The 11,081-nt window shown below is 47.0% G+C and carries 11 protein-coding genes; 2 read left to right on the top strand and 9 right to left on the bottom strand.

Annotated elements, in window-relative coordinates; all coding sequences use genetic code 11:
• Nucleotides 1-268: 268 nt before the first annotated feature.
• Nucleotides 269-568, bottom strand: coding sequence for a transposase (locus JNC77_RS17160; RefSeq protein WP_374834714.1), 300 nt, complete (start codon nucleotides 566-568; stop codon nucleotides 269-271).
• 54 nt (nucleotides 569-622) lie between these two features.
• Between JNC77_RS17160 and JNC77_RS17155 the strand changes: the two genes are divergently transcribed.
• Complete coding sequence (locus JNC77_RS17155) at nucleotides 623-859, top strand: SUMF1/EgtB/PvdO family nonheme iron enzyme (protein WP_374834712.1); 237 nt, start codon at nucleotides 623-625, stop codon at nucleotides 857-859.
• Nucleotides 860-1,401: 542 nt separating this feature from the next.
• Here the strand turns inward: JNC77_RS17155 and JNC77_RS17150 are convergent.
• From JNC77_RS17150 to JNC77_RS17115, 8 genes are read right to left on the bottom strand one after another with little or no spacing between them, the layout of a single operon-like run.
• Nucleotides 1,402-2,400 (bottom strand): ABC transporter ATP-binding protein, encoded by a 999-nt coding sequence (locus JNC77_RS17150; RefSeq protein ID WP_374834710.1) that lies wholly within the window; start codon nucleotides 2,398-2,400, stop codon nucleotides 1,402-1,404.
• Between the two features lie 11 nt (nucleotides 2,401-2,411).
• Nucleotides 2,412-3,413, bottom strand: a complete 1,002-nt coding sequence (locus tag JNC77_RS17145; RefSeq protein WP_374834708.1) for an ABC transporter ATP-binding protein — start codon at nucleotides 3,411-3,413, stop codon at nucleotides 2,412-2,414.
• Between the two features lie 9 nt (nucleotides 3,414-3,422).
• A complete protein-coding gene (locus JNC77_RS17140) occupies nucleotides 3,423-4,325 on the bottom strand; it encodes an ABC transporter permease (protein WP_374834706.1) in 903 nt (300 codons plus the stop codon).
• Entirely contained in the window at nucleotides 4,318-4,848 is a 531-nt protein-coding gene (locus JNC77_RS17135; protein ID WP_374834704.1) for an ABC transporter permease, read from the bottom strand. The genes JNC77_RS17140 and JNC77_RS17135 overlap by 8 nt, the downstream gene beginning before the upstream one ends.
• Nucleotides 4,827-5,243, bottom strand: a complete 417-nt coding sequence (locus JNC77_RS17130; protein ID WP_374834703.1) for an ABC transporter permease — start codon at nucleotides 5,241-5,243, stop codon at nucleotides 4,827-4,829. Before JNC77_RS17130 ends, JNC77_RS17135 begins: the two co-directional genes overlap by 22 nt.
• A gap of 36 nt (nucleotides 5,244-5,279) precedes the next feature.
• The gene (locus JNC77_RS17125; protein WP_374834701.1) at nucleotides 5,280-6,878 is read right to left on the bottom strand and encodes a peptide ABC transporter substrate-binding protein; all 1,599 of its coding nucleotides are present in this window, start codon (nucleotides 6,876-6,878) and stop codon (nucleotides 5,280-5,282) included.
• A gap of 35 nt (nucleotides 6,879-6,913) precedes the next feature.
• Nucleotides 6,914-8,764: a S41 family peptidase gene (locus JNC77_RS17120; protein ID WP_374834699.1), complete on the bottom strand. Its 1,851-nt coding sequence runs from the start codon at nucleotides 8,762-8,764 to the stop codon at nucleotides 6,914-6,916.
• 2 nt (nucleotides 8,765-8,766) lie between these two features.
• Nucleotides 8,767-10,077 carry a hypothetical protein gene (locus JNC77_RS17115; protein ID WP_374834697.1) on the bottom strand — a complete coding sequence of 437 codons (1,311 nt, stop codon included), beginning with the start codon at nucleotides 10,075-10,077 and terminating at the stop codon, nucleotides 8,767-8,769.
• Between the two features lie 166 nt (nucleotides 10,078-10,243).
• On the opposite strand from JNC77_RS17115, the gene JNC77_RS17110 reads away from it, so the two are divergent.
• On the top strand, nucleotides 10,244-10,951 hold the full coding sequence (locus tag JNC77_RS17110) for a GntR family transcriptional regulator (RefSeq protein WP_374834695.1): 708 nt from the start codon (nucleotides 10,244-10,246) through the stop codon (nucleotides 10,949-10,951).
• The last annotated feature ends 130 nt before the right edge of the window (nucleotides 10,952-11,081 follow it).

Raw genomic sequence — 11,081 nt, 5'->3', positions numbered from 1 at the left:
GCAACCCCGCAGTTAACAGTGCTGGGTAACAGCTTCTTTGTATCTCAAGAAGCCAAAGGTTTTTATAAGATAAGCTCTGGGTTGGTTCTTGGGTAAATGTGGTTCGATTGCATTCCATGCAGCATTTGAAAGCCAGAACAGATCGCTCATAATAAGCCTCCCTACTGTCAAAACCTCAAATCAATAAAAACACTCAATAAAGACAATTGTTTGATCAGCTCCACATCCTAGAAAAACGCTAGGCTATCAAACGCCACAAACCGCTATTTTATATAATATTGCATTGAGAGGTTGAATCTACAGTTGCCTTCTTCAAAACATCTCGCTCTTGACATAAAATCTCATTCTCACGTCGAAGACGTTTAAGCTCAGCCGCCATATGTTCTTCGGACTTGCGGAGGCTAGTATCATTCACGCCTGCGTCACGGTTGCGGGAAAGCCAGCGATTTAGAGTCGAAAGACCTATGACGCGATCTTCTGCGACCTCCTTGCGGGTTCGACCGTTTGTCTCAGCAAGCCGAACTGCTTCCTGCTCAAATTTCTTCGTAAAACATGCTCGCTTCGTCATGTAAGTTTCCTTTCAACTTAAGAAAACCTCTCCACTTTTACGAAGCAAGTCCATATGTCCGGCAATTGCTGGGAGTGGAGTATAGACACGTATAAAATTCGCTCCTTGTCCAAAAAATCCAGACTACAAAACCAACAAGCTGAAAAACGAATTTTACTAAAAGGCGGATCTTATCTCTGCCATGCGAGCTATTGCCACCGCTACCGCATAGCTTCCAGAATGGGGAATACACCTGATAGCTCAACCAGACATGCCGGCTTTAGGCTCATTTATGAAACTGGGCTTGCTTAGTAAAAGTGGAGTGTTTTTGAGTTGAAAGGAAACTTACATGACAAAGCGATCACATTTTACTAAGCAACTCCAGCTTGATGCGTTTGAGCAAGCCATCTCAAAGCGTAAAGCCGCTATGAATAAGGATTTGACCTACCACTCTGTCCGCGGATATAAATATCTTTCTATAAAATAGACCGAGTGGCTAGCTGCGGCCCAGATTTGATCTTTGGTCCGTAGCATTGGCGACGCTTATGACAATGCCGTAACTGAATGAGAAACGCTCAACTGGATCCATTGGTACAATGATCAACGTTTGCTGGAGCTAATCGGAAATATAACACCTGCAGAAGCTGAACAGATTTTTATCAGAATATGAAATATGTGACAGAGCTGAATAATCGTCAAACAAATTAAACGCCGGTAAACATACGGCGGTTCAACTATCCGGATGCGTTCGAAAGTCAAAAATTTTTGATACGAATAATGCTCCCAAGGTGTGTCCAAGGAGCATTTCACAGTGAATTATAATTTTTTAAATCTATTTTTATACTCAGGACAATCTATCTTGGAAAGTAGCATGCTGCCGAGTGTTCTGTATCGACAGGCAACGCCGGCTCCGATTTTGAGCACAATTCCGTTGCGTAAGAACAGCGCGTATGAAACCGGCAGCCGCTTGGTGGATTGGCTGGATTGGGCGGATCACCTTTTAGCCGAACTCTTTGTTGCCCTTTTGTTTTTTTCACACTTGGAACCGCTGATAATAAAGCTTGTGTGTAAGGATGCTTCGGGCTTTTAAATACTTCTTCACGCGTGCCGATTTCAACGATACGGCCTAAATACATAACCGCAATTCTATCACTGACATAGCTTACCACCGATAAATCATGGCCAATGAAAATGGTCGTCAATCCCAATTCATGCCGCAATCGCTCAAGTAAATTTAAAACTTGCGCCTGAACGGACACATCCAAGGCGGAAACAGGTTCATCAAGCACCAATAATTTAGGTTTGAGTACTAATGCCCGTGCAATGCCCACACGTTGGCGTTGGCCGCCGGACAACTGGTGCGGATATCGATCAACCTGACGTGAGTCAGCGCCAACCATTTCCATTGTTTCCACAACACGCTTGTGCCGTTCCGCACGGTTCAAGCCCGACTTGCTGACAATTAATGGCTCTTCGACAATCTGTCCGATTGTCATACGTGGATCTAAGGAAGCAAACGGATTTTGAAAAACCATTTGCACTTCACGCCGCCAATTGCGCAACTCCTTACCCGACATCGAGAGAACGTCTCGGCCCTCATAAATAATTTCGCCACTATTGACAGGAACCAATTTCAAGATTGTGTTGATCAGCGTGGATTTTCCGCATCCGGATTCGCCTACAATTCCTAACCCCTCACCTTTAGCGACAGAAAAAGAAATGTGATCAACGGCCTGAACAGCGCCAGTTTGCCGGCGCAAAAGGCCAGAGCGGACAGGAAAGTGGCAAACCAAGTCCCGTACATCTAGAAGTGGCTGAATGGGTTTCTCTGAAATAGTTTCATTTTGAGACATCTAATATATCCTCAGATAAAGGAACTGGCAGCATTATCAGAAGCCATAAGTTTTTCTGAAAAATGACAAGCAGCCTGGCGCCCCTGAGCGACCACTTTAAGTAAAGGCCGTTCGCTGAAGCAAATATCTTGTGCGAATGGACAACGTGGTGCGAAGGCGCAACCGGTCACACTATCCATCAAGCTGGCGGGACGACCGCTAATAGATGGTAGCGATTGTTCTTCCAAATCAAGATCAGGTACACAAGCAGCTAAAGCCAAGGCATAAGGATGTGCGGCGCGCGTAAATATTTCTTCCGGCTTGCCCGTTTCAATCACGCGGCCTGCATATAAAATAGCCACCCGATTAGCAATTTCAGCCACAACACCAAAATCATGGGTAACAAGCATTACGCCCATCTGATTTTCTCGTTGCAACTCTGCCAAAAGATCCAGAATTTGCGCCTGGACGGTCACATCGAGGGCTGTCGTTGGCTCATCCGCTATCAAAAAGTCTGGTTGCAACGCAATCGCCATAGCAATCATGATGCGCTGACGCATCCCACCGGATAACTGATGGGGATAATAATTTGCGCGTTCTTCCGGATTGGGCAGGCCGACTTTCTTAATAAGCTCGACAGTTTTTTCCTGCGCGGCCTTGCGGCCCATACCAAGACGGGCGCGGAACATTTCTGCAATTTGATAACCGACCGTATAAACCGGATTAAGAGCTGTTGGTGCATCTTGATGCACCATGGCCATGCTGGTTCCGCGCAATTCACGGCGAGAATTTTTATCAATCCCGAGCAGATTTTGGTCACGGAAGAATATCTCGCCACCAATAATCCTGCCCAAAGGTGGTAGTATACCCATAATGGACATTGCCACCATGCTTTTACCTGCTCCGGATTCCCCCATCACGGCCAAAATCTCCCCTTGATAAATGTCGATGTCGACACCATCCAGAATTGGAATTTCGCCAATGCTAACGGAAAGATTCTTGACCGAGACCAGTGGTTTATCTGATGAATTCATGATGAAACCTCAACGGGAACGGGGGTCAAAGGCACGCCGCACAGCTTCGCCCAAGAGAACGAAAACTAAAACGGTCACCACCAAAAATAATGATGGGAAGATCAGCATATGGGGGGCAGCACCAGTATATGGTTGCGCATCGCTAATAGCTGTTCCCCAAGAAATGATCGGGGGCTGCAAACCCAAACCTAAATAGGACAAGGTCGCCTCTGTTCCCACATAGCCGCCGAGCGATAAGGTCGCCATAACCAAAAGTGGTGTAATTGCATTGGGAACAATATGACGTAAGGCAATCCACATCTCAGAAGCCCCTGCCACACGGGCAGCACGAATATATTCAGCTTCTTTAACCTGCAAAACACTGGCACGCATCAAACGCGCTTCCGTTGCCCAGCCAAGCATTGACAATACCAATGCCAGACGGAGCATGCCATTGCCGCCGTTATTGCCCAAAACAGACAAGATAACGATAGCACCCAGCAAGGTCGGCAGCCCCATGACAATATCCGTAATACGGGATAAAATAGCATCAATAGCCCCCCCCTTAAAACCTGCTATCAACCCCACAATACCGCCGATCAATGTCGAGCCAAGTGCTGCTAATATAGCAACAACCAGTGAGGCACGAGTGCCATAAATGGTACGTGCATAAATATCACAGCCCTGGATATCATTACCAAACCATGCTCTTCCTGATGGCGCGCGCCGCGCACTCAACAGTTGGCATTTACGCGGGTCAGCCGAAGTAAACCATTCGGGAAAAATTGCCATCAAGGCCAGAACAACCAAGATTACCAGCATTATCCAGACGAGCGGACGCCGGCTCAATTCTTGGAAAGCCATACGGCTCAGTGATTGACCGCTCGGTAGTGTTTCAGTTGGAATAGCTGCTGCTGAAGGTGTTTTATTCATAGCGAATCCGTGGGTCCAGCAAAGCATAGGTCAAATCGACCAGCAGATTAACGAAGAGATAAATAAGAACGATGATCGTCACCGCGCCGACAATTGTAACGCCATCATGAAGTCGGATTGAGCGAACGATAAGGCCGCCTACACCTTGAATATTGAAGACACCTTCAACAACAATTGCACCAGCCAGCAAGCCACCAATATCTTTACCAATATAAGTCACAACAGGTATCAAGCTGTTGCGCAGCACATGCACGAGCATGATACGGCTATCTTTCAGGCCTTTCGTACGGGCTGTACGTACATAATCACTCTGCAAACTGTCGATAACAGTCGTACGGGTCAAACGCGTCAGCACAACCTGATGAGAAATGGCAAGCACAAAAGCAGGTAACAACATCTGGCTGAAGCTGCTTGGATCATTGACCGTCACCGGAAACCAGCCAAGGCGGACACCTAAAATCAACTGCGCCAAATTCGCAATTACAAAGGTTGGAAAGGCGATTATGACAAGACCTGCAAGCAAGTTTGCCGTATCAAAAATTTGCCTGGTTTCAAAGCTGACAGCATTCCCAGAGCAACGCCGATCAACGCTTCAATGACCACTGCCATCAAAGCAAGACGAATGGTCGCCGGAAATACACCGGCAATCTGCTCGGCGACATCCCGACCAGTAAATGAACGTCCAAGATCTCCCTTGAACACATCCATCATATAATAAACGTAACGAACCGGCAGTGGTTCATCCAAGTGATATTGCGCAGTCGCCTGCGCAATAAAAGCTTCGGAACACTCTGCATCACCGCATTTTCCGGCTAAAGGATCGCCAGGCATTCCCCAAGCCAGAAAAAATACGATAAATGTTGTCCCCAGTGCAACAGGGATGAACTGTAACAAACGGCGTAGAATGTAACCGGACATAACGATTCATCCCTTGTGACACATTGTGTTTATCGGTTATTTAAGCGAAATCCGTGTGTAATCCGGACGACCATTGGAGAAGAGAACAATTTCACCAACGCGCGGCGAATAACCAACCGCCACTTTCGGATGCCAAAGCGGAACACGCGGCAGATCTACAGCCAAAAGCTTTTCAGCCTGCTGATAGATTTCAAATGCTTCTTCCTGCTTCTTGTAGCTGGCTTCTTCAATCAGCTTTTCGAAAGCGTCATTAGCATATTGTCCACGGTTTGATGTACCGTTGATCGAGTAAACAGGGATCAATGCGTTATCAATTGCAGGATAATCCAAAGACCAGTTTGCAGGATAAACGCCGTCAATCTTACCCGAACGGGTGAGTGAGGAGAAAGTGGAATTATCTGATAAAGACTGTGGCAGGCAGGTAACATCCAATGTATTCTGGATTGAGTTGCAAACTGCTTCCATCATAGGCTTCAAGTTGCTTTCAGCCGAGTAATAGAGCTTGATATCACCTTCATAGCCACCGGCCGCATCGTAAAGCTCTTTGGCTTTTTCCGGGTTGAATTTGCAAGTGTCACCACAACCATTTGCTACATAGCCATCAGCTGCCGGTGGAACCCAACCAGTTGCAGCGACTGCGGTGCCATTCATAATGATTTCAATTATCGCTTCACGATCAATTGCCATAGAAAGCGCTTGTCGCAATTCCGGGCTCAAGAGCTGCTTGTTTGCATCCGTGTAAGGCATACCGAGCGCCATTGTTGCCCCTGTCGGAAACAGCAATGTTCTGTCTTCAAGATCGCGCTTCCATTGCTCACCAACAAGCTTGGAAACAGGCACATCGCGCATCATATCAAGATTGCCGGCAACCAAGTCATTATAGGCAGCTTCACCATTGGTATAAATGCGCTGTTCAATACCCTTGAGTGATGGCTTGAACGGACCGGTATAACCTTCGAAAGCAGCCAGTCGGAAACCACTATCTGCACTGCCGGATTCAAACATGAAAGGACCGGCACCAATCGGCTTTTTCGCATAAGCCATTGTATCAGCAAAAAAAGCCTCAGGCATCGGGAAAAATGCTTTATAGGTCAGCTTGGAAATAAATGACGGCAATGGTGCCTTCAGCTTGATGCTGAAACTATTATCGTCAATGAGCTTCAGACCCGTCATTTCAGTGGAGGTCGGCTCCGGTGTTACACCATCAACTTTACTAGGGCTGAGTGCCTCATAGCCCTCAATATCAGTGAACCAGTTGTTGTTGGTCTGGCCGTTAGGCGCATAAGCTGCCCAATTCCAAGCATCAACAAAGCTTTTGGCTGTTACTGGTGTACCATCATGAAAAACACGATCTTTTGCAACTGTGACTGTCCAGTTGATGTTGTCATCTGTTTCAATCGAAGTTGCAATATCCATCAAAACCTTTCCGGTTTTGGGATCAACACTGACCAGACCGGCAAGGATTGGCTGTAAAACGTCGGAGCCGCATCTTTCATTCGTATTAGTTGGAATGAGTGGAGCCGCAGGAACGCAAGCGGAAATAGAAATCCAGCCTGGCTCAGCTGCAGAAGCAGCTCCCGTCGCAGAAAAAACTGTACTACTCATTAACAGGGCTAAAGCGAGTGTCTTTTTCATGTTTCCCCCTCCTTGAAAAGGCTAAGCGTTAATTGTTATTTCATACTCTTTAAATAGCTGACGGCTCTTTGCAAAACCGGATCAGCATCGCTTCCATCTCTCCATTGTGCGAGAGACGGTTCGATTATTTCTTCAGGGCAAACACCGCGGCGCTCATAAAGATCACCGTTGATCATGCCTGAAGCCATCGTCGAAATCTGAATTTCAGTGCCACTTGCCGGCAAAATCGTGCGGCGGACAAAACCACTGCCACCTGCCGTCGGTGTTCCAAAGCTTCGAACCTGTGGCAACGCTGCTATCGAAGATGCAAAAATGTCGGAGGCGCTGTAATTGCGTAAATTAATTAATTGCGCGACAGGCTGTGCCAAATGCAAGTCACCATGTTCCGGTAAACGTTCAGCCATCAAAAGATTTACGGGGCCAAAATTTTCATTTTCTGCCGCCGGCCATTCAGGTACGAACTGCGCCATAAAATCTGCAGCTGCGGTTTGCGCCTCCCCGCTCCATTCGGTACTGTTCGATGGGCGCATCAAACGCTTTTGCATAATATGGCGGCCAGCTTCCGGATCACCGCCAGGCATCCGTCTGATCCGTGCCCAAGACGTCACATAGGCTTTATTCTTAGGCACTAAATAGCCGATAATGGCCTGCAACAGATGCCTTGAGCCGCCACCATTATCGCGAATATCAATTATGATGCCATCTGTAGCCTCGAAACTACGCATCAAAGTATGTGCGGCAGCAATCGCTTCCGGTTCGCCAACCATGCCTGCAGGCAGTGCGATATAACCAATATTACCAGCGATAATGCCACCCTGAACCGGCTCAATCTCAGGCTTTGGATCATGATCAAGCAATGTTAATATGACATTCTTGGTCGCACTACCGCTTTCATTGGTGAGCGTCACCGTAACGGACATATCATCCGACAAAACTACATTGAGTTTTTCGGCCAAAGCACCAATACGACGAATTTCACGCGCCATCCATGTGCGGCGCATGGAACTCGTACCGCGCGGCACTCCGCCACCAGCCACGCGTTTCCATTCTTTTATCGGCACACCAGCAATAGCTGTGACAAAGGGATATTCCGGCTCAATAAGTGAGCGGCGATCCAAGCTCACAGCAACGAGCTTTTGCTTGATCCAATCAAATTGCAATGGGGCAATGCCGCTATTGATTAATGCGCTATCAGCAGAATTGACACGTGTATGGGCATCACCCAACAACACCATCAAATCCCGCATGGCTTCCACATGCTGGATCCGCGATTTATTCGCGCCGGACTGGCGGATTTCAGCCAGCATTTGCCCGTGGCGCACGCTATATTCCGATGTGGAAATCCACCAATAAGAGAATTCAGATTTTATAAGACGGTCAAGCAGCAGCAGATCGCTTTCCATCTGTTCAGCACTCAGCACTTTAGGCGCTTGGGCTGAACCATCCAGATGAATCTCTTCCAGCGCTTTCAATGATTCTTGCATATCCGGCTCTGCATTTAATGGCGGACATTCGCCATATTGTAGGAAAAACCAGATGGAGGAGAGCAGATTAGCTGTAGTTGGCGTCAAGCTAAACTTGGCATCTTCAGATGATACAATATCCCAATTCTCAACAGGTACGGCATTTTGTGAGAGCACGCCAGCGAGATCACAAATCAGCAATCTTTGCCAATCACGCCCCGCCATTTCAGCAGCTTTATTGACCAGCAAGTCAACATCAATGCCATTGATAACCGCCAGCTCGTGCCAACCGTCGCACCAAAATTCTGGACGGCGATTATCCGGTTGCCAACGCAAAGCAGCAAATCCTGAGGCCGGAAAATCAGACAAATTGCCTAATTTCAGAATTTTGCGTGCATCATACGCCTGTTGATAGCTGACCATGATTAAGCCTTGTCACCTTCGGCTTGAATCTGGTCAAGCATGTCACCGACTTCAATCAGATACAGATTGCGTGCTTCTGTGTGGATTGAATCTATACACACAGCCCGTCCGTCTCTGCGCCACCGCGGATGCAGATCACAACGGTTTACTTTGCCAAGGTTAGTGTCAGTCCAGAACCGTCCAATATCATAACGAGCGCCTGTATGGGTATCGTAGATAAAAAGAGTACGAATGCTCGTTGTATCATCGGGATAAGTATCGGATAGAATGAAACGACCATTGGGTGAATAGGTCATGTGACCATTTTCGGTCAGCACCTGCGTGCCAATGAATTCAACCTTATCCGAGCGATCCGTATAAAGATTATAATGAATTTCACCCTTATGCGGACCCCAAACCATGATTTCTTTCGGGTTCACCCAAGTTGGATGAGAAATCTGGTATTCAGATTTTTCATAATCAAAAACACTATTGGCATCGGCATCATAGGCATCGTCCAATTGCGGAATTGGGTGATCGGAACACTCAAGCAGGTATAAATCCGTGCCATCAGGATTGATCGAGTAAAGACGGTGTAACCAGCAAAATTCGTCTTCAATGCGTTTCGTCCAGCGATGGAGAAACAAAATACGCCTTGAATCTTGCGCGATCTCGGGATGACTAATCCAATGAATTGCACCATCCATAGATGCGACAGGTTGATTGGCTTTCAAATCAGCAAGCGAAAGGATAAGCTTGGTTTCGCCACTCACCATATCCAAAATATGCATACCATCGTCTGATGGTGCCAATGGTAGTTCGACAGGTGCCAGCTCATCAACATAACCAATGGTCGGGTGCGTAGCATTATAACGACGGTAATCTACACAAACAGCCCATTCCGAGCTGGGTGCAACCACATAAACAGGCACGTTATATTCGCGCGTTTCTCCGGTTTCCACATTAACGACGCGGCTACCAAACCCGGGATAAAGGTCAGCATCATTAAGCGGGCGCCGGATATTAAAAATAATTTCACGACACTGCGTGGCTTCCAGCCATTGCAGCTGCGCCCCCATCTGCCAGTTCCAACTGGTGGTTTCACTTAACTTCTGAAACTTGTTGCCATTGGCAAGGTCAAAATATCCGACTGCTACCACATCGGACGGCTGCAAATCTTTGTTGGGAAAATCACATTGCAGCGCAAGCACGCGTGACCCCGTCAGATCCCAGATCTGCTTGTTATAATATCCAAAGAAATGATTTTTGCCCGGCTCAGACAGTTCAAGCGCACTGAGTTCCGCATCTATAATGCGCTGATTTTCAATCTCCACCCGACATTCCTCCGAGATTTTGTACAGAATCGTGTTCTTAAAAAGACATATTGTATTTTATGTACTTAAACAAGTACAATTAGGAACATCTAGATTCAAACAAATATTATGTATATACTCAAAGCACTTAACCGATTTGCCAGTAGACGCTTGAAAGGACATCAACTTGAAGAAAAGCGCCCTGAACAACTCAGCTGCTTCAACCGTGGAAACAGAGATTTCCCAGTTAGGCTCGCACATCTACGACGAGTTGGTAAAAAGCATTCGTGAAGGGCGCTATACTCCCGGCGAACACATCCGCGAAACAGTTGTGGCAACAGAATTAGGCGTTAGCAGAACACCAGTACGTGAGGCGCTTAGACGCTTACATAACGACGGAACTGTCGTGCTAACCCCCAGAAAGGGTGCAGTTGTTGCTGAACTGGCACATCAGGAAGTTGTTGAATTATATATGTTGCGTCAAGAGATGGAGGCTACAGCTGCCCGCTTTGCAGCTCAGCATGCTTCGGATATAGAAATTTTGCAGATCGACAATATTTTAAAAAGATCGGAAGAATTATTGCACGATCGGCACCGTCTCAACCAGGTCAACTGGGAGTTTCACAATGCCATCTATGAAGCAACGCACAACCGATATTTCATGAAAGCAATTCGCGCTATATCTGATTCCATGGTCATGCTGCGCGGCGCTCGATATATTCCAGAGGACAGACCCGAACAACTTGCATCAGAGCATCGGGCAATTTTTAACGCGATTCAAAATCGAAGCCCTCAAGAGGCCGCTGAGGCCGCCCGCTACCACATACAGCAATCGTTACTGGTTCACCTAAACAGTAATAATCGTAGTTTTTCACAAAATACGTCCAAAAACTGACGATTCCATGTATTTCAGGAGTGGCCGAATAAATTGCCCTGTCATCAATCAGCTGTAAGCGATGTTTCGATCACACCTTGTTTGGATAGTTCCATGGTAAAAGTTGGTCTATGTCGCACTGTTTATGGCC

The organism is Paenochrobactrum pullorum (assembly GCF_041929845.1).
GTDB classification, from domain to species: domain Bacteria; phylum Pseudomonadota; class Alphaproteobacteria; order Rhizobiales; family Rhizobiaceae; genus Paenochrobactrum; species Paenochrobactrum pullorum.
This window is presented reverse-complemented; position numbering and strand designations above follow the sequence as displayed.